Raw genomic sequence first — 21,684 nt, forward strand, 5'->3', positions numbered from 1 at the left:
TAGTTTACGTCCCGTGTTCCCAGCTGCCCATGTACTCGCGCTGTTCGGCCGAGAGGTCGTCGTACTCGACCCCTTCGGCGGCGAGCTTGATCTCCGCGACCTCGCGGTCGAGCTCGTCGGGGACGTCGTGGACGCCGGCCTCGTACTCGTCGCCGCGCTCGACGAGTTCGCGGACGCAGACGGCCTGAATGCCGAAGCTCTGGTCCATCACCTCGACGGGGTGGCCGAGCGCGATGGGCGCGGCGAGGTTGACGAGCCGCCCCTCCGCGAGCACGTTGAGCCGGCGGCCGTCGGGCATCTCGTAGGCCTCGACGCCGTCGCGGGCCTCGTAGGTGTCGACCGCCAGGTCCTCGAGCTGGTCGAGGTTGATCTCCACGTCGAAGTGGCCGGCGTTCGCGAGCAGGACGCCGTCCTTCATGACCTCGAAGTGCTCCTCGGTGATCACGTCGCGGTTGCCCGTCGTCGTGACGAACACGTCGCCTTTCTCGGCGGCCTCCTGCATCGGCAGTACGTCGTAGCCCTCCATGTGCGCCTCCAGCGCGCGCCGGGGCTCGACCTCGGTGACGATGACGTTCGCGTTCTGGCCCGCCGCCTTCTTGGCGACGCCCTTCCCGCAGTAGCCGTAGCCGCCGACGACGACGTTCTTGCCGGCAAAGGAGAGGTTCGTCGTCATCGCGATGGTGGCCAGCGAGGACTCGCCGGTGCCGTGGACGTTGTCGAACAGCCGCTTCATCGGCGTGTCGTTCACGGCGAAGACGGGGTACTCCAGCGCCCCCTCCTCGTCCATCGCGCGCAGGCGGTGGACGCCCGTGGTCGTCTCCTCCGCGCCGCCGACGATGGTGTCGATCAGCTCCGGGTACTCCTCGTGGACGATCTTCACCATGTCCATCCCGTCGTCGACGGTGATGGTCGGGTCGTGGGAGACGACCGAGCGCAGGGCCTCGTAGTAGCCCTCGTCGTCGACGCCGCGGACCGCGTAGGAGGTGATCCGGTCGTGGCCGTCGAGCGCCGCCGACACGTCGTCGTGCGTCGAGAGGGGGTTACAGCCGGTGATCGCCACCTCGGCGCCGCCGTCCGCGAGCAGCTCCACGAGGTTCGCCGTCTTCGCCTCGACGTGCATCGCCATCGCGATGACCTCGCCCTCGAACGGCTGCTCGGCCGTGAACGACTCCCGAAGCTCCTGCAGGATGGGCATGTGCTGCAGCGCCCAGTCCATCTTCCGTCGCCCCTCGCGGCGGGCCGTCGCCGGGTCCGAGAGGTGCTCGGACACCGGCGCGTAGTGTTCGCTCATGGGGCTGGCTTGGCCGACCGCACCCAAAACGCTACCGACACTGGCCGGGAGGACGCGCCCGAAGGCGGTGACGGTGTCGGCGCCGGTGCCGCCGCTGGTCGGTTCGGGACCGGTCAGAAGTGTCGGGCCGAGATCGGACCGCTTCGGCCCCGCGCGAACCTCGCCCGTGGAAACCGCGTGGGTGGTGTGGGTGGTGGAGAGTGAAGCGGTTCCACGCTGCGCGGTTCGCCGTGTGCCTCCGATCTCACGTTGCCCGCATCGGCTCGTGTGCGTCGGGTAACTTAAACACCGTCTGCCGTTTCGACCCGAAGAAATCGTTTAGACAGTTTATGACGGCGGATTTAGCGGGGATGACCGGGGCGAGCTACGATTCGGTCTCGGTCGTCTCCTCGTCGGTCTCCTCGTCGTTCCCGTCGTCACCGCCGGCGTGGGCGGGCGGGCCGCCCCCGTTTCCGTTACCGTTCCCCTTGTCGCCGTCGTCACCGCCGGCGTGGGCGGGCGGGCCGCCCCCGTTTCCGTTGCCGGCGTCCTCGTCGTCACCGCCCGCGTGCTCCGGCGGGCCACCGGCGCCGTTGCCGTTCCCGTTGCCGTTCGCCGAGGCGTTCGCGGCCGGGCTGTCGTCCGCGGCGCCGGGCCCGGCGTGGTCGGGCGCGTTGCCGGGGTTGTTCGCGACGACCCACGAGGCGATGTCCTGCCCGGTGGCGTTCGCGCCGAGTTCGAGCTTGAACTGCTGGAGCCGCTGGCCGAAGTTCGACGCCTCCTCGCTGCCGTTGCCGGTCGCGGCCAGCAGCGTCGCGGTCGTCGACGCGGTTTCGTTGTCCGCGGTCGCCGTCACGTCGACGGTGACGTTCTCCTCGGGGGCGGGGAGATCGACCGTCCCGTTGGCGTCGGTCGTGTACGCTCCCGTGCCCGCGTACGTGACGTTCTCCGCGTCCTCGGAGTCGGCGAGCGCGACGTCGACCGAGGCGTTCGCGACGCCCGTGCCGTTCTCGCTCACGCTCACCGTCGCCGACTCGCCCGCGGTCTGGCTCACGCCAACCGAGAGCGACGACTCGTCGGCGGCCTCGAGGACCGTGGTCTGTGTGGCGGTGGTGCCGTTGTACTCCGCCGTCACCGAGACCTCGACGTCCTCGTCGGGGGCGGGCAGCTCGACCGTCCCGTTCGCGTCGGTCGTGTACGTGCCGTTACCCGCGTAGCTCGCGTTCTCGTCGGTCGGTTCGACCGTCACGGTCGCGTTCTCGACGGCCGTTCCGTTGTCGGTGACCGTGACCGTCGCCGTCTCGCCGGGCGACTGGCTCACGTCGACCGCGAGCGACGCCGCGCCGACCGCGGCCGTCGCGCCGACGAGCAGCGCGACGAGCGCCACGAGTGCAGTTTTGCGTTGCATACACGGCGCTCGACGCGCGGATCCGGTATAAACCGGGTCGACCGTCCGTACCGTTCACGGCCGAAAACGACGCGAACGATTCGGGCGCACGCGACCGGCCGTCGTTCTCGATCGTGAGAATCGACGCCCGGCGCGGGCGTCCTCTCGCCGCGCTTCGGGCGGGCGACGGGTCGACCGCTCGGGCGCGACCCCGCGGTTCCCGGCGGAGCGGCGCTGGAACACGTTTAAAACCGTCCGTCGGCTACCGGAGCGTATGAATCACGTGACGGTTCCGCAGGACCGGATCGGCGTCCTCATCGGCGCCGGCGGCGAGACGATGCGGGAGGTCGAGAAGCGCGCGGAGGTGCGGCTGGACGTGGACTCCGAGAGCGGCTCGGTCGCCATCGAGAGCGTCGGCGACCCGGTCGCGGGGCTCGTCGCGCCGGACATCGTCCGCGCCATCGGCCGCGGGTTCACCCCCGAGGCCGCCCTGTCGCTTTTGGACGACGACCTCCGGACGTTCGAGCTGATCGACCTGTCCGAACACACCCGCAACGACAACGACCTCCAGCGCAAGAAGGGCCGCGTCATCGGGGAGAACGGCCGCACGCGCGAACTGCTGGAGGAGCTGACCGGCGCGGACGTGGTCGTCTACGGCTCCACGGTCGGCGCCATCGGCGACCCCGAGGAGGTCGAGGTCGTCCGGCGCGCGGTCGGGATGCTCGTCGACGGCGCTCCCCACGGCGCGGTGTACTCCTTCCTCGAGCGGAAGTCCAACGAGCTCGGCGACGACCTCTCCTTTTCGAGCCCCTGAGACGGTCGGTCCGCGAGCCGCCTTCGGTCCGCGAGCCGCCTTCGGCCCGCTTTCCGCGCCGTCGCGTTCCGAACTGCCGTTACGCGGTCGGCGTTTGCGGCTGACTGACGTATAAACCCACCATGTGAAGAGTACGCATGCGGTTGCTACGGCGTTCCGTGTGCCGTTTTCGCACGATGTCGACGAAGGTTTTTTATAGAACCACAGACAATCAGTGGGTGTACTATGGCACAGCGACAGCGGATGGGCAATCAGCCCATGATCGTACTTTCCGAGGACTCGCAGCGCACCTCCGGAAAGGACGCGCAGACGATGAACATCACGGCCGGGAAGGCGGTCGCGGAGTCCGTCCGCACCACGCTCGGCCCGAAAGGGATGGACAAGATGCTCGTCGACTCGACGGGCGGCGTCGTCGTCACGAACGACGGCGTGACCATCCTGAAGGAGATGGACATCGACCATCCCGCGGCCAACATGATCGTGGAGGTGTCCGAGACCCAGGAGGAGGAAGTGGGCGACGGCACCACCTCCGCGGTCGTCGTGGCCGGTGAACTCCTCGACCAGGCCGAGGAGCTCATCGACCAGGACATCCACGCGACCACTCTCGCGCAGGGGTACCGCCAGGCCGCCGCGAAGGCCAAGGAGATCCTCGAGAACGAGGCGATCGACGTCTCCGAGGAGGACCGCGAGACCCTCACGCAGATCGCCGCGACCGCGATGACCGGCAAGGGCGCGGAGTCCTCGAAGGACCTCCTCTCCGAACTCGTCGTCGACGCGGTCACCGCGGTCGCCGACGAGGACAGCATCGACACCGACAACGTCTCCGTCGAGAAGGTCGTCGGCGGCTCCGTCGACGAGTCCGAGCTCGTCGAGGGCGTCATCGTCGACAAGGAGCGCGTCGACGAGAACATGCCCTACGCGGTCGAGGACGCGAACGTCGCGCTGTTCGACGGCGCCCTCGAGGTGAAGGAGACGGAGATCGACGCCGAGGTCAACGTCACCGACCCCGACCAGCTCCAGCAGTTCCTCGACCAGGAAGAGGAGCAGCTCCGCGAGATGGTCGACCACCTCACCGAGGTCGGCGCCGACGTCGTCTTCGTCGGTGACGGCATCGACGACATGGCGCAGCACTACCTCGCCAGCGAGGGCATCCTCGCGGTGCGCCGCGCCAAGTCCGACGACCTCAAGCGCCTCGCCCGTGCGACGGGCGGCCGCGTCGTCTCCAACCTCGACGACATCGAGAGCGACGACCTCGGCTTCGCCGGCTCCGTCGCCCAGAAGGACGTCGGCGGCGACGAGCGCATCTTCGTCGAGGACGTCGAAGAGGCCAAGTCCGTCACGCTCATCCTGCGCGGCGGCACCGAGCACGTCGTCGACGAGATCGAGCGCGCCATCGAGGACTCGCTCGGCGTCGTCCGCACGACGCTGCTCGACGGGAAGGTGCTGCCCGGCGGCGGCGCCCCCGAGACGGAGCTCGCGCTGCAGCTCCGCGACTTCGCCGACTCCGTCGGCGGCCGCGAGCAGCTGGCCGTCGAGGCGTTCGCCGACGCGCTGGAAGTCATCCCGCGCACGCTCGCCGAGAACGCGGGCCTCGACCCCATCGACTCCCTGGTCGACCTCCGCGCCCGCCACGACGGCGGCGAGTTCGGCGCCGGTCTCGACGCCTACACGGGCGACGTGATCGACATGGAGGCCGAGGGCGTCGTCGAGCCGCTCCGCGTCAAGACGCAGGCCATCGAGTCCGCGACCGAGGCGGCCACGATGATCCTCCGCATCGACGACGTCATCGCGGCCGGTGACCTCAAGGGCGGAAGCACCGACGACGGCGGCGACGAGGGCGGCGCGCCCGGCGGCGCCGGCGGCATGGGCGGCATGGGCGGCATGGGCGGTATGGGCGGCGCGATGTGAGCGTCCCCCGATAGGACACCACACTCACCGCCGACCGCACCCGTCGCTGCACCGCCTGCGAACCGACGGCTTTCCACTTTTTCGGACACGATACCCCGGTAGCGGCAGGGCCGTCGAATCGATATCGCACGCCCGACGCCCGGTAGTCACTCCTCGAACTCGGTCATCTCCGGAGCGGCGTCCTCCTCGATCTCGTCGTGGACCTCGAGGTGCGTCTCGCGGTAGCGCCAGATCTTCCGGAGCAGGACGAAGCCGAACACGCCGTCGAAGATCAGGACGTACACGAGGAACGCCGGGAGCGACGACAGCCCCGTGACGGCGCCGATGATCCCCGAGCCGAGGCCGACCGTCGAGTTGTAGGTGGCGTGGATCAACGCCGCGATCACGACGCCCTTCACGACGATGGGGCCGCGGTGTTCGGGGTTGAACTTCGCGAGCCCGAGGTAGTAGCCGGCGAACGCGGAGTAGATGACGTGGCCCGGCCCCGCGAGCGCACGGAGCGCCGCGATGCCGTCGCCGGCGCCGAGGATCGCCAGCCCGACCCCGGCGCCGAGCTCCGCGGCGTCGACGTTGCGCGCGATGTAGAGCGCGTTCTCGATGGTGGCGAAGCCGAGCCCCGCGACCGCGCCGTACACCGCGCCGTCTATCACCGCGTCGAAGCGGTCGTCGGTGTACGCGTACAGCCGGACCGCGAGCAGCTTCACCGCCTCCTCGCCCGGTCCGACCACGAGGAAGAAGAAGACCACCATGCTGAGCCCCTCGAAGGGGCCGAACACTCCCTGCACGAGGCTGTTGACCACTGCGGCGAAGGTGGCGGTCAGGACCGCGAGCAGGAACGTCGCGACCAGCAGCGAGAGCGGTTCCGCCTCGGTCACATCCGAGTACCGGACGTACGCCGCCAGTCCGAGCGCGGGCAGCGCGGAGAGCGCGGTCAGCAGGCCGATTTCGGGTTCCGACAGCGCCCCGAGGATCCCGAGCGAGAGCAAGATCAGGAACGCGAGGAGCACCACCGCGACCTTCGCGCCCCGCGTCAACAGCCAGTACCCCGAGACGGCGACGCGGTCGAGCGCCGTCCGCGGCTCCCACGTCGCCACGTCGTAGAGGTCGCGGGAGCCGTCGGAGGCGGTCTCTATCGGATCCTTCCTGTCCGTCATGGGTCACCGGTCGCCCGCCACAGATTAAGCTCTGGTGGCGGCGGCCGGATCGGCGGACCGGGGGAACGGCGCCGGGGCGGGCGAACGGCGCCGGACCGTGAGCCTTGAGGGCCCCTCGCCCGTAGGCGGGGTATGCACTTCGACCCGCGCACGCAGCAGGCGCTCCGGGAGGCCGGCCTCGACACCGAGGAGATCCGGGCGGCGAGCGACCGCGCGGCCGAGCTCGTGGCTGAGGACGCGGCGGCCATCGAGTCGTTCGTCGCCGACGCGGAGACGCTCCACTCGGACCTCGAGACGGCCCACGGCCCGGACGGTCCGCAGGAACACCCCGACTGCGCCGTCGACTTGTACACCCACGGCGGCGACCTGCGGGGGTACGTCTCGTTCGGCTCGTGGGGCGCGTACGTCGAGGACGGTCGCACGCTCTCTGATGACGTCGTCGAACTGACGCTCGGACCGACGGTCCACGACCGCGTTCGCTTCGCGCGCGACCCGGAGGACCTGTAGCGTGCCGGGTGAGGACGCCGCCGCGGACGCTTCGACCGACGACGGGGGTGACGGGGAGACAGCCCTCGCGACGCCGCCGGTCCGCGTCCGCGGCATCTACGCCACGGCGCTCACGCGGCTGCTGGCCGACGCCGGCCACGACGCGGTCGACGCCTCGCCGCCCATCCGGCGGCGGTTCGCGGGGACCCCGCTGGCCGACCGGGTTCAGGAAGGCGGCGCGCCGGCGGTCGAGGTCGCCACCACGGACGACCGGCAGGGCGTCGGCGTCGCCGGCGATCCCGCGGCGGTCGAGGCGGTCACCGGCCGGCTTGGGGGGGTCGCTCGCGACGCGCTGGCGTGGACGGACCCCGCGCCCGAGGGCGCGGTCTTCGACGGCGAGGTAACCGAGGCTCTCGGCGGCGGCGCTCTCGTCGACCTCGGGGCGGCGGTCGGGGCAGAGGGTCGGGGAGCGACCGTCGAGGGGTACCTCCCCTACGGCAACGTCGACGACCGCGTCGAGGTCGGGGACGCGGTGCGGGTGCAGGTCCGCGAGGCGACGGCGCCGTGGGACGACGACCGGCCGGAGCTCGACGCCGAGATCAGGGTCGTCGGCGAGCTCGCCTCGCTGGTCCCCGGCGGCGGGACGCGCGTGGAGTCGTACGACGAGGCCGCGGGCCGCGAACTCGCCGGCATGGCCGACCTGCTGGACCTCCATCCGCCCGACGACTGGGGGATCGTCTGGCACGCTCCCGCGGTCGACGCCGGGATGGACGCGCTTCGAGAGGCGCTCGATAGCGCCGTCGACCGCGCGGAGGCGGTGCGGGACGCGACCGACGACCCCGTTGGCGAGCCGGGTCGCCTCGTCGCGCCGCGGGCCGGCGCGTGGGTCTGGTTCGGCCGCGAGTCGCGGTTCGCGCTCGACCGCGAGCGCGGCGCGGTCGCGCCCACGATGCCCGGCCACCACCGGATCAAGGCCGGGTCCGCGAGCGCTCGCGCGGGCGTCGACTTCGCGGAGGCGCTGACGGAGCCCACGCCGGGCGAGGACCCGGAGGCGGCGTTCCCCTTCGACGTGGTGACCGAGCAGTTCGGTCCCCACGAGGGCGACGCCGTCCGCATCGAGCACGGCAAGCCCGCGGGCCACCGGATCGTTCTCGGAGAGGGCACCGTCACGGAGGTCGAGCCGGGCGGGTCGGTGTCGGTGCGCCGGGAGATGACGCCCGGCGGGAGCTACGACGAACTCGACGCGCGCCGGGAGGCGGGCGACACGGCGCACACCTCGTTCAAGGAGGGCCGGTGGTGGTACCCGACGGTCTACCGCGACGCGGAGGGGGCCACGAAGGGGACCTACGTCAACGTCTGTACGCCGGTCGAGGCGTTTCCGGACGCGATCCGGTACGTCGACCTCCACGTCGACGTGGTGAAGGAGGCCGACGGCACCGTCCGGCGCGTGGACGACGACGAGCTCGACGCCGCGGTCGCGGCCGGCGACGTCCCGACCGAACTGGCCGAAAAAGCGCGGGCGGTCGCGAGCGCCCTCGAAAACGCGCTCTGAGCACACCGCGGCGACCCAGACACGTTTTCCGCTCCACGGCGGCGGTGTCACCGAAATTTCTGTCGCAGGTCGAGGCGCTGTGAAGGGTTTTCTGTCAGCGGCCGCGGCGCTGTGGCGTTTTCTGTAACCGCTGTCGCGGTGGCGGCGCTGGTGCGGTAGCGGTGCTGGTGCGGTGGCGGTGCTGGTGCGGTGGCGGTGCTGGTGCGGTGGCGGTGCTGATGCAGTGCTGATGCGGTCAAGCGCGAGGTACCGCGGCGGCGCGAGGGCGCGCAGCGCCCGCAGCGCCGACCGCGGCCCCTTTTTGATCGACATTTTTCAAGGATGGGTGAGCGCGGCGCCTGCGCCGCGCGAACCCGACGCAGAAAAAGGTCGTTAGTAATCCGGCGCTTCGTCCTCGACGGCGCGCTTCATGGAGTCGCGGCGGGACTTGGCGTCGCGGCCGGTCGCTTCGAGCAGGAAGTCGTTCTTGGCGTCGACCGCGTCGGCGGCGGCGTCGGCGTTGCCCTCGGCGATGACGTCTTCGGCGTCGCGCTCCTCGAAGTGGACCATCAGCTTGTCCTTCTTGCCGCTGTACTCGGCGGCGCCCGCGAGGATGCGCTCGAAGACGGGGTTGTCGGGGTCCTCGACGACGTACAGCTCCTGGCCGTTCGTCTCCTCGGTGCCGGTCACTTCGCCGAAGTACTCCTCGATGGAGGCTTTCAGGTCGGGCATCCGGTCGTCCAGATGCTCGCCGCGTCGCATCTTGTACTCCTTCATTGGCAACGCGTTCGGCAGGGGACGGTAAACCTGTTTCGTCAGCGGGGCGGCCGGAGGGGAGCGCCGGGCCACATCGGCGGCGTCACAGCTGGCGCTCGGAGATGTAGCCGACCTTGCACTCCGGACAGCTGTCGCCCGCGCGGATCGAGTTCCCGTCGGCCGGCCGGCTCATGCCGCACTCCGGACAGTAGTACTCGGTGTCCGCCTCGTTCATCGTCGTCGTGAGTTCGGCGCCTTCCGTATCGGTGAAGTCCCGACCGGTCGAGGGCGTCGCGCCGTCCGCGGGGCCGGTTGCGGCGGCGTCGCCCGTTGCGTCCGCGTCGGTCGCCCCCGCTCCGTCGGTCGGCTCTCGGTCCGCCGCAGGCTCCGGCGTCGGCTCCGTCGGCTCGTTCTCGATGAACTCCGCGTCGTCGTCGACCGCCTCGCTGTCGACCGCGTCGTCGTCCACCTCGGGGGTGAGCCCGCCACCGAAGCTGACGCCGGCCTCCTCGCTTTCGCCCTCGTCGACGGTCGCGTCGTACCCCTCGTCGTCGCCGCGGTGTTCGGGCCACGGGGTGGGCTCGTCGGCGGCCGCCTCGGCCTCCTCGTCCGGCTCCGGCCATTCGCCGTACTCGCGCTCGGGGTCGGTGTCGGGCTCCTCGTCGAGGATGACGCCGTCGTCGCTCTCGGCGTCGACCTCGTCGCCGCTCTCGGCGTCCCCGCCCGGGCCGGCATCGGGCCAGTCGCCGTGGCCGGTCGCGCCAGCCGCGTCCGGCTCGGCGTCGACGTGGGGGTCCTGTCGCTGCCCACCGGGACTATCGTCGAGGATCTCCGCGTCTTCTTCGTCCGCGTTCCGGGGCGCCGAGTCGGTCTCGGGATCGGACGCGCGGCTTGCTCCGCCGGCGTCCGCCCCGGCGGCGGGCGCGTCGGCGTCCGCGGGCTCGTTCTCGATGCCGCTCAGGTCCGGTGCGGGTCCGTCCACGGTCTCCGGCTCATCGGCCCCGTCGGGCCCCTCGTCGATGAAGACGGCGTCGTCCTCGTCCTCGACTTCCGCATCCGCGGGGGACGGCTCCACCGAGGGCTCGGCGCCCGGCTCGTCCGGCTGGACGGGCTCCTCGGCCTCGGCGACGGCGGCCTCCGGCTCGGCGGGCTCGGCGTCGCCGCTCGACACGGCCGGCTCGGCCGGTTCGGCGTCGGTCGCGTCCGCGGGCGCGTCGGCCGCCGTGTCGGCGGCGTCGGCGAGCTGTTCGATCGAGGTGACCTCCTTGTTCTCGCTGACGACCTGCTGCTCACCGCAGCGGTCGCAGGTCTTCACCTCGCGGACCGTGATGACGACCTCGTCGCCCTCCTCCTCGCGCTCGCGCTCGAGTTCGGGTTCACCGAAGTCGTGCCCGAGCAGACACCTGAGTCCCATTTGTAGGGTGTGCGCGGTCCGAACGTAAAAAACGTCCCCGTCGGCGTCTGACGCTCGGCGGACGCGAGCAGGCGTGAGGCTTCCGTGAATCCGCGCCTCGCGTTCATCGGGAAGGAGAGCCACCCGGGATCCCCTCGGCGTCGTCCACGTAGCTCCAGGCCGCGGCGACCACTCGTTCCGTGGACGGTACCCAAATCCCGTGGGGTGGACGCCGTATCGGTTCCGACGCCCCTTTCGAGCACTCCTGTGCGACCCGTTCGTGTCCCACACCGACGACGCGTTCAGGACAACCTGGCTCCGATGCGAACGCTTTTGTTTTTAGGCATACCTAAACACATTCGATGACCACGTCACGCAGCCGGCCGTCGGACGCCGGCGCCGGGAGCGAGCCCGTCGGAGGCGGCCCAGTCGACGAATCCCCCGAACTGAACGCCTACGAACTCAACGTGGGGCGAACGGTCCTCACTGAACCGGGCAACACCGACGGCTGGATCGCGACCGATACGACCGTGTCGCCGCCGGAGTAGGGGTTACTGAAGCGCGTCTCTTCGAACGAGCGTGTCGTCGGCGAGATATCGCTCGATCGTGTGGGCGTCCTTCTCGATCGTCTTGCTGTGCTCGCGCAGGAGCTCGCCGGTCGTCGGGTCGTTCAGCTCTTCGGCGAGTCCGATGTGTTCGCGGAACTGTACCGCGAGTTCGGCGTAGCCCTCGAGGTCGCGACCGAGCGAGGACCGCACGTCGTAGTGGTGTGGCGCTTCGATGTGTATCGGGGCGTGCTGCCGGATGCCCATCGGACCACAGACCGGGACGCCCCCCAGCGCGTGGACCCGGATCGCGAGGTCGTCGGTCATCTCCGAGAGGCGGTCGGTCGCGCCCGCGAGGAACTCACCGACCTCCCTCGAGTTGGCTCCCTCGACGAGCCAGTAGTGTTTCCGGACCTGGTTGAACAGGATGTACAGGCCCGAGAGCTCGCTGTTCAGCGCCTCCACGATCCGTTCGGCCGCCTCCCGGTGGAGGCGGAGGTCGTTCTCGACGACCTCGTCCCAGTTCCGCCGAACGCGGCCGTCGGCCGGTTTTCGGAGGTGTGGGGTCTTCGCCATGGTCAGTTGCGCGCCTCCTCCAGCACGAGCGTATCGTCCGCGAGCAGCTGTTCGATCTCGTGGGCGTCGTCCTCGAGCGCCTCGAGGTGGTCACGGAGTCGCTCTCCGGTACCCGTATCACCCAGGGCTTCGACGGCCCTCACGTGGTCGCGCATGGTCGCGACGAGGGTGGCGTAGCCCTCGAGGTCGCCCTCGAGCGACGCTCGCAGGTCGTAGAGGTCCTCCGCCTCGAGGTGGACCTCGGCGTGTTCCTGGATCGTCGGCGGCGTGTTGGGCGGCACGCCGCCGAGTTCGACGATTCGGACCGCGATGTCGTCGTTGATCTCGCGAACGCGCCTGTACGCGTCCGCCAAGAAGTCGGCGACCTCGTGGAACTCGGCTCCTTCGGCCGTCCAGTAGTGCTTCCGGAGGAGGTAAAACAGGTTGAACGTGCCCGCGTGGTCGACCCGTAGGAGGTCGACGATCTCGACTGCGTCGTCGCGGTCGATCCGGAGCGAGTTCGCCTCGACGGTGTCCCAGTCCTGTCGACGATCGCCGGTCTCGGGCTCTCGGACCAGGCCGATCTGTCGCTTCGTCATCCTCTCAACCTCAGTGAGTGGCGTCTTCGAGAACGAGCGTGTCGTCTTCGAGGAAGTGATGGGCCTCGTGTGCGTCGTCCTCGAGGTCCTCGAGGACGTCTCGAAGCAGTTCGCTCGTCGCGTAATCACCGAGGTCCTCCGCCAGCGCGACGTGTTCGCGGACGCTCTCGATGACGTCCTGGTACAGTTGGAGGTCGTTCGCCATCGACGTCCGGACGTCGTAGACGTCGTCGCTCTCGGACTCGACGGGAGCGTGGTCCGCGAGCGAGCGAAGGCCGCTGACCGGGACGCCGCCGAGCGCCTGGACGCGCTCGGCGAGGTCGTCGGCGTTGTCCTCAGCGTCCTCGGCGGCGTCGCCGAACCAGTCGTGAAGCTGCTCGAACTCCGCTCCCTCGACGTTCCAGTGGTGCTTTCGTAGCTGGTGGTAGAGCACGTACGTCGCTGCGAGGTCGGTGTTCAGCGCTTCGACTATCTGTTCGGCCTTCCCCCGGTCGATCTTCAGCGAGTTCTCCTCGACGGTGCCCGCTCTGTGCCGGACCTGTTTCTCGGTACTCATACCGTGTACGTTCGTCCAGCAGGGCAATAAATGTTGTCAGCACTCAGATATTTTAGGGTGGCCGAAAATCCGGGTGTTCGTCCGGGACGTTCTCGGCGTCCCCGAACGTGCGCCTCAGTACATTCATGCCCGTCACATGAGCGCCGAGACACGACGGTCCGGTCGAAACACACCGGAAACACGAATAGAACATTCCTGACATGACCGCGCGTGTTTGGATCGAGCGCACCCCCTCTCACTCCGCCGTTCCGGGAGCCCGCCATCCGCGGACGAATGGCGGATCGAACGGTCGGGTCGTCGTGCCCGTCGCTCACCCGGGGATCCGTGCGGCACGCGAGTCGGTTGCCGGTCCCGCTCGCTCCACCGGCTGCCCGCACAACCGGGAGGATAAGTGTCCTCGGACCCAGAATTTCGTATCGAATGACTCGGCTATCAACGACACCGAACACCGTGAGGCCGGTGGCACACGACACATGAGCAAGGACTACATCGAGGTCCGCGGGGCCGAGGAGCACAACCTCAAGGACCTCGACGTCCGCATCCCCCGCGAGGAGTTCACCGTGGTGACAGGGCTGTCCGGCTCGGGCAAATCCTCGCTCGCGTTCGAGACCATCTACGCCGAGGGGCAGCGCCGCTACATCGAGTCGCTGTCGGCGTACGCCCGCAACTTCCTCGGCCAGATGGACAAACCGCAGGTGGAGGCGGTCGAGGGGCTCTCGCCGGCCATCTCCATCGACCAGAAGAACGCCGCGAACAACCCCCGCTCGACGGTCGGCACCGTCACGGAGCTCCACGACTACCTCCGACTGCTGTACGCCCGGGTCGGGACGCCACACTGTCCCGAGTGCGGCCGCGAGGTGGGCGAGCAGTCCGCCCAGCAGATGGTCCGCCGGATCATGTCGCTGCCGGAGGGGACGAAGGCGATGGTCGCCGCGCCGGTCGTCCGCGACCAGAAGGGCGCCTTCGAGGACCTGTTCGACGACCTCCAGTCCGAGGGGTACGCCCGCGTGGAGGTCGACGGCGAGCCGTACGACCTCTCGTTCGACGACCCCGAGCTCGACGAGAACTACGACCACACGATCGACGTGATCGTCGACCGGATCCGGATCTCGGAGGACGAGCGGTCGCGGATCACCGACTCCGTGGAGACCGCGCTGGCGGAGGCCGACGGCGTCCTCAAGCTGATCGTCCCGGACCCGCCCGAGGGCGCGGCCGAGGAGCTCGGCGGCTCCGCGGCGCGGTCGACCGGCGACCTCGCGGGCGGCGCTTCCGAGGAGCCGGAAGACGACGACGGCGACGCGGACGGCGTCTCCGCCGACCGCCTCGTCGTGGAGTTCTCGGAGGAGCTCGCCTGTACCCACTGCGGCATCGACTTCTCCGAGATCGAGACGCGGTCGTTCTCGTTCAACTCCCCGCACGGCGCCTGTCCCGAGTGCGAGGGGATCGGCTCCACGAAGGAGGTCGACGAGGACCTCGTGGTCCAGGACCCCTCGAAGCCGATAAAGGACGTGTTCGAGGCGTGGTCGTACAACCGGTCGTACTACCGCACCCGGATCGACTCCGTGGCGAAGCACTTCGGCGTGAGCGTCGACACGCCCTTCGCGGACCTCGACCCCGACGTCCGCGAGCAGTTCCTCTACGGCACCGACGAGCAGGTCGTCTTCGAGCGGCAGACGAAGAACGGCGTCCGGCGCAAGGAGAAGCGCTTCGAGGGGGTCATCCCGAACCTCCAGCGCCGCCACGTCGAGACGGAGTCGCAGTCCACCCGCGAGCACATCGAGGACTACATGGCGGTCACCACCTGCCCGGCCTGCGACGGCACCCGCCTGAAGCCGCAGTCGCGGTCGGTGCTCGTCGACGGCACGCCGATCACCGAGGTGAACCGGCTCTCCATCGGCGACGCCCGCGAGCACTTCGAGGGGATGGAGGCGCGGCTCTCCGAGCGCGACCGCACCATCGCCGAGGAGATCCTCAAGGAGATCCGCGCCCGCCTCGGCTTCATGGAGGAGGTCGGGCTGGAGTACCTCACGCTCGACCGCGAGGCGGCGACGCTCTCGGGCGGCGAGAGCCAGCGCATCCGGCTCGCTACGCAGGTCGGGTCCGGCCTCGTGGGCGTGCTCTACGTCCTCGACGAGCCCTCCATCGGCCTCCACCAGCGCGACAACGACCGCCTGCTGAACACCCTCGCCGGCCTCCGCGACCTCGGCAACACCCTGATCGTCGTCGAGCACGACGAGGAGACGATGCGCCGCGCCGACCACATCGTCGACATGGGGCCCGGGCCAGGCAAGCGCGGCGGCGAGGTGGTCGCGCAGGGCGAGTTCGCGGACATCTGCGAGGCCGACGACTCCGTCACCGGCGACTACCTCGCCGGTCGCGAGGCGGTCCCCGTCCCCGACGAGCGTCGCGAGCCGACGGGCGAGCTCGTCGTGCGCGGCGCGCGCCAGCACAACCTCGACGACCTCGACGTGCCGATCCCGCTCGGCGTCTTCACCGCCATCACGGGCGTCTCGGGCTCCGGCAAGTCGACGCTGATGCACGACGTGCTCTACAAGGCGCTGGTCCGCGAGATGAACGACAACACCTCCGTCGACCCCGGCGAGCACGACGCGGTCGAGGGGATGGAGGGGATCGAGACCGTTCGGCTCATCGACCAGTCGCCCATCGGCCGCACGCCGCGCTCGAACCCGGCGACGTACACCGACGTCTTCGACCACATCCGCGAGCTGTTCGCGGAGACGAAGCTCGCCAAGCAGCGCGGCTACGAGAAGGGCCGCTTCTCGTTCAACGTGAAGGGCGGGCGCTGCGAGGAGTGCGGCGGGCAGGGCACCGTCACCATCGAGATGAACTTCCTCTCGGACGTGCAGGTCCCCTGCGAGGAGTGCGGCGGCGCGCGCTACAACGACGAGACGCTCGACGTGACCTACAAGGGCGCGACCATCGCGGACGTGCTCGACATGAGTGTCGCGGAGGCGTACGACTTCTTCGAGAGCCACGACGGGCTCCGTCGCCGGCTGAAGCTCCTGAAAGACGTTGGCCTCGACTACATGCGGCTCGGCCAGCCCTCGACGACCCTCTCGGGCGGCGAGGCCCAGCGCGTCAAGCTCGCGGAGGAATTGGGCAAGAAGGACGCCGGAAACACGCTCTACCTCCTCGACGAGCCGACCACCGGGCTCCACAAGGAGGACGAGCGCAAGCTCATCGAGGTGCTCCACCGGCTCACCGACAACGGCAACACCGTCGTCGTCATCGAGCACGAGCTAGACCTCGTGAAGAACGCCGACCGCGTGATCGACCTCGGCCCGGAGGGCGGTGAGGGCGGCGGCGAGCTGGTCGCCCACGGGACCCCCGAGACGGTCGCGCGCACCGAGGCGTCACACACCGGGCGCTACCTCCGGGACATGCTCCCGGACGTCGACGCGGAGGGGCCGCGAAGTGACCGACGCAAGCCCGCAAAGGCGACCGACGACGACTGATCGGGCTCCACGCCGAGAGTCAGTCCAACGCGAGCCAGCCCGCAGAACCCGCATCTCGACAGCCGGCGAGGCGACGCACGCGGATTCGGCGCAATCGAACTGCACTCACGGCGGGAGTCGTGCCCGATCGCTGAAAAACGTCCGGACGACTGCGGTGCGGTGCTGTCGGCGCGCGTGAGAAACGCGCGCGAGGGAGGTCGCGGGGCGGCCGCCTGCGTTGCGGTTTCGCGGCCGGCCCGCGGCCGAGGCTGGGGAGGTGAGAGGCTGCTGTGCAGTTGCGGTGCGGGGCGGGGCGGGGCGGAGCGGGGCGGAGCGGTGCGGGGCGGAGCGGTGCGGGGCGGGGCGGAGCGGTGCGGTGGGGGGCGGAGCGGGGCGGAGCGGTGCGGGGCGGAGCGGTGCGGGGCGGGGCGGTGCGGGGCGGGGCGGAGCGGTGCGGTGGGGGGCGGAGCGGTGCGGTGGGTGGCGGAGCGGTGCTGTGGGTGGGTCTGAAAGGGGCAGCCGGCTCGGTCCCGCCCGGACGACGCAAGCACTCGCGCTGGGCGTTGCGGAGAAGCGCGAGCGCGCAGTGAGGGTCCCGCGAGTTCGCCGAGCGGGACGACGGCAGTCGCAGCCCGGCAGCCCGCGACTGCGGGCAGCCCGGACCGTCTGCCGGTACGCGGCCGGCCGAGCCGGCTGGGGCTTTCTGGGTATTGCTGTCCCGAGCAGCAGGATCAGCAGTAGATCCAGATCCGTAGCATGGAGAGCCAACTGAAGATTTCTAAACGCTGCTGTTCGGAAGGTCACGACTCCAGGGTTTCTCGTTCGAGACGCCCCGACCGAGAAGTCGGCGCATGAGTACGATCAGTCCTCTTTCGGAAGCACTCGGTACCCCTCGAACACCTTGCCGAGCCGGAACATGGAGGCGACGACCGCGTCACACACTGGTCGGACCGCCCGCTTCGGCGCGAACCCGACGGACAGCCCGGCGACCTCCAGCATCGGGAGGTCGTTGGCGCCGTCGCCGACCGCGACCGTCGACGCCAGCGGCACGCCCACCTCGTCGGACAGGTCCGCGAGCGCGTCGTCCTTCGTCCCCTCGATGAGCGGTCCGTCCGCCTCGCCGGTCAGCGCGCCCGCGGCGTCCGTCGGGAGCCGGTTCGCGACGATGGTGTCGACTTCGACTCCCTCCTTTTCGAGCGCCGCGGCGACCCCGCGCTCGAAGCCGCCGGTGAGCACCGCGACGTGGTGGCCCTCCGCCTGCAGGCGCTCGATGAGGGCGGCCGCGCCGGGGCGGATCCGCACCTCGTCGAACGCCGCCTCCACGTCCGCGGCGGAGAGCCCCTGCAGCAGTTCCGCGCGCCGGTAGAGGCTCTCCGCGTAGCTCAACTCGTCGTTCATCGCCCGCTCGGTGATGTCGGCCACCTCGTCGGCCACGCCGGCCCGCTCCGCGAGCAGGACCGTCATCTCCGAGTCCGAGAGGGTCCCGTCGAAGTCGAAGGCGATCAGCTTCATACGCGACCGTTCGCGGTCGGCCGGTTAAACCGCGGTGGTTCGGGCGAATCGGGCCGGTCGTCCGGTCGGTGGACCGGCCGCGGCGGACCGGCCGAGTCCCACGCACCCCCTCACGGCTCCGGCGGCGGCCCGTGGTAGGCGTCGTGGTCGGTGTAGAAGTTCAGCATCGCGAACTTCAGTTTCTCGGGCGGGAGGTCCAGAAGCTCCTCCCGCTCTTCCGGCGGGAACGCGCCCCGCACGGAGTATTTCCCCATGTCCGCCGAGGTGTATCGCCGATCGGCGAGGATCCGCACGCCGTAGTCGTCCGGCCCGCGGATGACGCGGCCGATGGCCTGTCGCGTCTTGCGGATCGTGGGCACCTCGACGGCGTAGGTCCACCCCGGGTCGCGAGCGCGGCCGGTGTCCGAGAACGCGCGGCCGTACGCGTCCTGAACCGCCTCCATGCGGTCGGAGAGGTGTGGGTAGGGGACGCCGACCACGACCACCGTCCGGGCGTCGTCGCCGTCGAAGCTCACCCCCTCCGCGAGCGTGCCCCACAGCGAGGTGAAAAGCGTCGCGTCCTCGGCGTCCACGAACGTCCGCCGGATCTCCTCCGTGTCGACATCCGGCCCGTCGAGGTAGCGCGTTCCGAGGTCCGGGTCCGCGAGGCTCCCGGTGCCGCCGAGGATGTCGTCGTACCGCTCCGCCTCGGCGTAGGAGGGGAAGAAGACCAGCGTGTTCCCCGGCGTGAACCGGATCGCGTCGCGGAGCGTGTCCGCGACCGTCGCCTGGGTCTCCTCGTCGTCGCGCTCGGAGGCGAAAAGCGGCGGCGTGTCCACCGCGAACGTCCGGCGGTTCTCCTCGGGATAGGCCATCTCGTAGGCCAGCTCCGCCGCGTTCTCGACGCCGAGCACCTCTCGGGTCACGTCGAACGGGCGCAGCGTCGCGCTCATCAGCACCGACGCCGCCACCTCGTCGAACAGCTCGCTTGTGACCGCCCGCGGGATGCAGGTGTACAGCTCCACGCGGCCGTACACCTCGTCGGTGCCGGCGTCGCGCCGAACCGAGACGATCGGGTACTGTCCCAGCTCCGCGCCCTCGTCCATCCACGCCTCGACGAAGCGCGCCGCCTGCAGCACCTGACACTCCTTGCGGCTCTCTGTCTCGCCGTCCCGGTACCGCCGCTCGTACTCCTCGTCGAGCGCGCCGCCGAGCTGGACCGCGAGCTCGGTCTCGGTGTCGATACCGCGTCCCTCGTACCGCTCGAGGAACGCCAGCGTGAGGTCGTCGCGGCGGTCCTCGTTGGCGACCGTCACGTCCTCCCAGTCGTCGCCGACCGCCTCCCGGGCGCCGAAGCCGAGGCTCTCGTCGTACGTCTCGACCAGCGCGTCCCGGAATGCGCGGATCACGTTCTCGGCGGCGTCCGCCCGCGAGTCGTCCGCCTCCGCGAGCTCCTCTAACGCGGCGTCGAGCGTCCGCTCCGTGAGTTCGCGGCTCGCGTGGTCGCGCGCGGCGTCCTCGACGTTGTGCGCCTCGTCGAAGACGGTGATTATCTCCGAGGGGTCGCGGTCGATCCAGCGGAAGAACTGCTCGCGGATGTTCGGGTCCAGCAGGTGGTGGTAGTTACAGACCACGAGATCCACGCCCTCCATCCCCTCCTTCAGTAGCTCGTAGCCGCAGAGGTCCCGCTCCTCGGCGTAGTCGTAGACGTCGTCGGGCGTCCGCACGTCGTCGAAGAGCCACTCGAAGAACGCGTCGGTGTCCCGCGTGAGGTTGTTGTAGTAACGTTCACAGACGGTCGCGTCCTCCATCTCGTCGAGTTCGTCCTCGATCTCGTCGAGTTCCTCCATCACCGCCTCGCGGGCCTCCGCCGCCGAGGCGTCGCCCTCGCGGCTCTCCGCGAGCAGTTCGCGCTGGCGCTGTTCCAGCTCCCGCCTGTCGCCCTCCGTCTCCACGACCGACCGCGTCGCGTCGCGGAGGGTCTGACACTCCTGATAGTCGACCCCGATGTGGCACATCGACGACTTCCCCTTGAACACGACCGCCTGGATCGGCTCCGTGCGGGTGATCGCGCGGGCGTCCTCGACGAACTGGCGCATCTGCTGGTGGACGTTCGTCGTGATGACGACCGTCCGGTCGTGCTCGCGGGCGTGCTCTAAGGCGGGCACGAGCGCCGAGAGCGTCTTCCCCGTCCCGGGCGCGCCCTCGAACAGCACGTCCTGTCCCCGGTCCAGCGCGTTGGCGACCCTGTCCATCGCCTCGCGCTGGTTCGGGTAGGGCTCCTCGTACGGGAAGAACCGCAGGTGCGCCGACTCTGACACGGGCGTGGATACTCCCCCATCGCCTAAAAGGGGTCGGGTGGCTCGGCGGAAGTGGAACGCCCCGCGCGACCGGCCGAGCCGACCAGCATCGGCCGGTCGCGCGGGGAAGCGGGCGAACGTGGGGAGCGTGCGGTGGATGCCGTCGCCCGCATGGGCACACTTCGGTTGTGGGTTATAAATTTTGTTTCAGGAAATTGTGAATCTCGCCGGCGACGACGCTCGCGTCGACCTGCTACGCCAGCAGTTCCACCAGCAGCGCCTTCTGTGCGTGCAGCCGGTTTTCAGCCCCACCTTTTTCGTCGTCGGGTGCGCTCGCGCGACCGCCGCGCGTCGCGCACCGCTCCTCGAAAAAGCTGGACCAAAAAGCGCTCGCTCCGCTCGCGTCGACCTGCTACGCCAGCAGTTCCACCAGCAGCGCCTTCTGTGCGTGCAGCCGGTTTTCAGCCCCACCTTTTTCGTCGTCGGGTGCGCTCGCGCGACCGCCGCGCGTCGCGCACCGCTCCTCGAAAAAGCTGGACCAAAAAGCGCTCGCTCCGCTCGCGTCGACCTGCTACGCCAGCAGTTCCACCAGCAGCGCCTTCTGTGCGTGCAGCCGGTTCTCGGCCTGGTCCCACGCGAGCGCGCGGTCGGACTCCAGCACGTCGTTCGTTATCTCCTCGCCGCGGTGGGCGGGCAGGCAGTGCATCACCTGCGCGTCGGTCCCCGCCAGCAGCGCCTCGTTCACCTGGAACCCCTCGAAGGCGGCCAGCTTCTCGGCGCGCTCGTCCTCCTGTCCCATCGAGATCCACACGTCGGTGTAGACGACGTCCGCGTCCGCGACGGCCGCCTCGGGGTCGGTGGTGACGGCGGGGTCGGCGCCGAAGTCGGCCGCGCGGTCGAACACCGCCTCGTCCATCGCGTAGCCGGCCGGCGTCGCGACCGTCACGTCGACGCCCGCCATCGCCGCGCCGACGACGAACGACTGACCGACGTTGTTGCCGTCGCCGACCCACGCCACCGTCACGTCCTCGGCGTCGCCGAACGCCTCGCGGATCGTCAGCAGGTCCGCAAGTGTCTGGCAGGGGTGCGCCTCGTCGGTGAGCCCGTTGATCACGGGGCAGTCGGCGTGCTCCGCTAGCGTCTCCACGTCCGCGTGGTCGAACAGCCGTGCCATCACGGCGTCGACGTACCGCCCGAGCACGCGCGCGGTGTCGCGCAGCGGCTCCCCGTGGCCCAACTGGATGTCGTCCGGCCCGAGGAACATGGCGTGGCCGCTGAGGTCGGTCATCCCGGTCTCGAAGGAGACGCGGGTGCGCGTCGAGGGCTTCTCGAAGATCATGCCGAGGGTCTGGTCCGGCAGCTGTGCGTCGTCCGCGCCGGCCTTGAGCGCGCTCGCGCGGTCCAGCACCGCGTCGAGTTCGGCCGGCGTCAGGTCGTCGATGTCGAGGAAGTCGTCGGTGTCGAGTGCCATCGTGCTCCGTGTG

The 21,684-nt window shown here is 69.9% G+C and carries 17 protein-coding genes; 6 read left to right on the forward strand and 11 right to left on the reverse strand.

Annotated features, from left to right (window positions below):
- Window positions 1–4: 4 nt before the first annotated feature.
- A complete protein-coding gene (locus tag ACZ432_RS07270; protein WP_426964050.1) occupies window positions 5–1,291 on the reverse strand; it encodes an adenosylhomocysteinase in 1,287 nt (428 codons plus the stop codon).
- A 364-nt stretch (window positions 1,292–1,655) separates the two neighbouring features.
- Window positions 1,656–2,678 (reverse strand): hypothetical protein, encoded by a 1,023-nt coding sequence (locus tag ACZ432_RS07275; RefSeq protein WP_426964049.1) that lies wholly within the window; start codon window positions 2,676–2,678, stop codon window positions 1,656–1,658.
- Between the two features lie 253 nt (window positions 2,679–2,931).
- On the opposite strand from ACZ432_RS07275, the gene ACZ432_RS07280 reads away from it, so the two are divergent.
- Together ACZ432_RS07280 and thsA are read left to right on the forward strand one after the other, a co-directional pair.
- Window positions 2,932–3,471: a KH domain-containing protein gene (locus ACZ432_RS07280; protein ID WP_426964048.1), complete on the forward strand. Its 540-nt coding sequence runs from the start codon at window positions 2,932–2,934 to the stop codon at window positions 3,469–3,471.
- Window positions 3,472–3,729: 258 nt separating this feature from the next.
- Window positions 3,730–5,379, forward strand: a complete 1,650-nt coding sequence (thsA, locus tag ACZ432_RS07285) for a thermosome subunit alpha (RefSeq protein WP_426964108.1) — start codon at window positions 3,730–3,732, stop codon at window positions 5,377–5,379.
- Window positions 5,380–5,525: 146 nt separating this feature from the next.
- Here the strand turns inward: thsA and ACZ432_RS07290 are convergent, their stop codons facing one another.
- Entirely contained in the window at window positions 5,526–6,533 is a 1,008-nt protein-coding gene (locus ACZ432_RS07290; protein WP_426964047.1) for a PrsW family intramembrane metalloprotease, read from the reverse strand.
- 132 nt (window positions 6,534–6,665) lie between these two features.
- On the opposite strand from ACZ432_RS07290, the gene ACZ432_RS07295 reads away from it, so the two are divergent.
- Together ACZ432_RS07295 and ACZ432_RS07300 are read left to right on the forward strand one after the other, a co-directional pair.
- Window positions 6,666–7,040 (forward strand): DUF7532 family protein, encoded by a 375-nt coding sequence (locus tag ACZ432_RS07295; RefSeq protein ID WP_426964046.1) that lies wholly within the window; start codon window positions 6,666–6,668, stop codon window positions 7,038–7,040.
- Window positions 7,041–7,134: 94 nt separating this feature from the next.
- Window positions 7,135–8,571, forward strand: coding sequence for a ribonuclease FAU-1 family protein (locus ACZ432_RS07300; protein ID WP_426964107.1), 1,437 nt, complete (start codon window positions 7,135–7,137; stop codon window positions 8,569–8,571).
- Window positions 8,572–8,943: 372 nt separating this feature from the next.
- Here the strand turns inward: ACZ432_RS07300 and ACZ432_RS07305 are convergent, their stop codons facing one another.
- Together ACZ432_RS07305 and ACZ432_RS07310 are read right to left on the reverse strand one after the other, a co-directional pair.
- Window positions 8,944–9,327 (reverse strand): DUF5611 family protein, encoded by a 384-nt coding sequence (locus ACZ432_RS07305; protein ID WP_058367562.1) that lies wholly within the window; start codon window positions 9,325–9,327, stop codon window positions 8,944–8,946.
- 82 nt (window positions 9,328–9,409) lie between these two features.
- Window positions 9,410–10,720, reverse strand: coding sequence for a DUF7093 family protein (locus ACZ432_RS07310; RefSeq protein WP_426964044.1), 1,311 nt, complete (start codon window positions 10,718–10,720; stop codon window positions 9,410–9,412).
- A 341-nt stretch (window positions 10,721–11,061) separates the two neighbouring features.
- On the opposite strand from ACZ432_RS07310, the gene ACZ432_RS07315 reads away from it, so the two are divergent.
- On the forward strand, window positions 11,062–11,247 hold the full coding sequence (locus ACZ432_RS07315; protein ID WP_426964043.1) for a hypothetical protein: 186 nt from the start codon (window positions 11,062–11,064) through the stop codon (window positions 11,245–11,247).
- A 3-nt stretch (window positions 11,248–11,250) separates the two neighbouring features.
- Here the strand turns inward: ACZ432_RS07315 and dpsA (ACZ432_RS07320) are convergent, their stop codons facing one another.
- The 3 genes from dpsA (ACZ432_RS07320) to dpsA (ACZ432_RS07330) are packed head-to-tail and all read right to left on the reverse strand — an operon-like array spanning window position 11,251 to window position 12,954.
- Window positions 11,251–11,820 (reverse strand): DNA starvation/stationary phase protection protein DpsA, encoded by a 570-nt coding sequence (dpsA, locus tag ACZ432_RS07320; protein WP_426964042.1) that lies wholly within the window; start codon window positions 11,818–11,820, stop codon window positions 11,251–11,253.
- Window positions 11,821–11,822: 2 nt separating this feature from the next.
- A complete protein-coding gene (gene dpsA / locus ACZ432_RS07325) occupies window positions 11,823–12,398 on the reverse strand; it encodes a DNA starvation/stationary phase protection protein DpsA (protein WP_426964041.1) in 576 nt (191 codons plus the stop codon).
- Window positions 12,399–12,408: 10 nt separating this feature from the next.
- Window positions 12,409–12,954 (reverse strand): DNA starvation/stationary phase protection protein DpsA, encoded by a 546-nt coding sequence (gene dpsA, locus ACZ432_RS07330; RefSeq protein WP_426964040.1) that lies wholly within the window; start codon window positions 12,952–12,954, stop codon window positions 12,409–12,411.
- A gap of 473 nt (window positions 12,955–13,427) precedes the next feature.
- On the opposite strand from dpsA (ACZ432_RS07330), the gene uvrA reads away from it, so the two are divergent.
- Window positions 13,428–16,430, forward strand: coding sequence for an excinuclease ABC subunit UvrA (uvrA, locus tag ACZ432_RS07335; protein WP_426964038.1), 3,003 nt, complete (start codon window positions 13,428–13,430; stop codon window positions 16,428–16,430).
- An 840-nt stretch (window positions 16,431–17,270) separates the two neighbouring features.
- Here the strand turns inward: uvrA and serB are convergent.
- The 3 genes from serB to argF form a co-directional block, all read right to left on the reverse strand.
- Window positions 17,271–17,921 (reverse strand): phosphoserine phosphatase SerB, encoded by a 651-nt coding sequence (serB, locus tag ACZ432_RS07340; protein WP_426964037.1) that lies wholly within the window; start codon window positions 17,919–17,921, stop codon window positions 17,271–17,273.
- Window positions 17,922–18,031: 110 nt separating this feature from the next.
- Window positions 18,032–20,221 carry an ATP-dependent DNA helicase gene (locus ACZ432_RS07345; protein WP_426964036.1) on the reverse strand — a complete coding sequence of 730 codons (2,190 nt, stop codon included), beginning with the start codon at window positions 20,219–20,221 and terminating at the stop codon, window positions 18,032–18,034.
- 550 nt (window positions 20,222–20,771) lie between these two features.
- A complete protein-coding gene (argF, locus tag ACZ432_RS07350; RefSeq protein WP_426964034.1) occupies window positions 20,772–21,671 on the reverse strand; it encodes an ornithine carbamoyltransferase in 900 nt (299 codons plus the stop codon).
- Window positions 21,672–21,684 lie beyond the last annotated feature (13 nt).

Source organism: Haloparvum alkalitolerans, assembly GCF_055381565.1.

Bases quoted from the DNA above. Each gene is read 5' to 3' on its own strand.
- serB (WP_426964037.1), bottom strand. From the start codon at position 17,921: ATGAAGCTGATCGCCTTCGACTTCGACGGGACCCTCTCGGACTCGGAG.
- dpsA (WP_426964042.1), bottom strand. From the start codon at position 11,820: ATGGCGAAGACCCCACACCTCCGAAAACCGGCCGACGGCCGCGTTCGG.
- dpsA (WP_426964041.1), bottom strand. From the start codon at position 12,398: ATGACGAAGCGACAGATCGGCCTGGTCCGAGAGCCCGAGACCGGCGAT.
- ACZ432_RS07305 (WP_058367562.1), bottom strand. From the start codon at position 9,327: ATGAAGGAGTACAAGATGCGACGCGGCGAGCATCTGGACGACCGGATG.
- ACZ432_RS07275 (WP_426964049.1), bottom strand. From the start codon at position 2,678: ATGCAACGCAAAACTGCACTCGTGGCGCTCGTCGCGCTGCTCGTCGGC.
- thsA (WP_426964108.1), top strand. From the start codon at position 3,730: ATGATCGTACTTTCCGAGGACTCGCAGCGCACCTCCGGAAAGGACGCG.
- argF (WP_426964034.1), bottom strand. From the start codon at position 21,671: ATGGCACTCGACACCGACGACTTCCTCGACATCGACGACCTGACGCCG.
- dpsA (WP_426964040.1), bottom strand. From the start codon at position 12,954: ATGAGTACCGAGAAACAGGTCCGGCACAGAGCGGGCACCGTCGAGGAG.
- ACZ432_RS07310 (WP_426964044.1), bottom strand. From the start codon at position 10,720: ATGGGACTCAGGTGTCTGCTCGGGCACGACTTCGGTGAACCCGAACTC.
- uvrA (WP_426964038.1), top strand. From the start codon at position 13,428: ATGAGCAAGGACTACATCGAGGTCCGCGGGGCCGAGGAGCACAACCTC.
- ACZ432_RS07295 (WP_426964046.1), top strand. From the start codon at position 6,666: ATGCACTTCGACCCGCGCACGCAGCAGGCGCTCCGGGAGGCCGGCCTC.
- ACZ432_RS07280 (WP_426964048.1), top strand. From the start codon at position 2,932: ATGAATCACGTGACGGTTCCGCAGGACCGGATCGGCGTCCTCATCGGC.
- ACZ432_RS07290 (WP_426964047.1), bottom strand. From the start codon at position 6,533: ATGACGGACAGGAAGGATCCGATAGAGACCGCCTCCGACGGCTCCCGC.
- ACZ432_RS07270 (WP_426964050.1), bottom strand. From the start codon at position 1,291: ATGAGCGAACACTACGCGCCGGTGTCCGAGCACCTCTCGGACCCGGCG.
- ACZ432_RS07315 (WP_426964043.1), top strand. From the start codon at position 11,062: ATGACCACGTCACGCAGCCGGCCGTCGGACGCCGGCGCCGGGAGCGAG.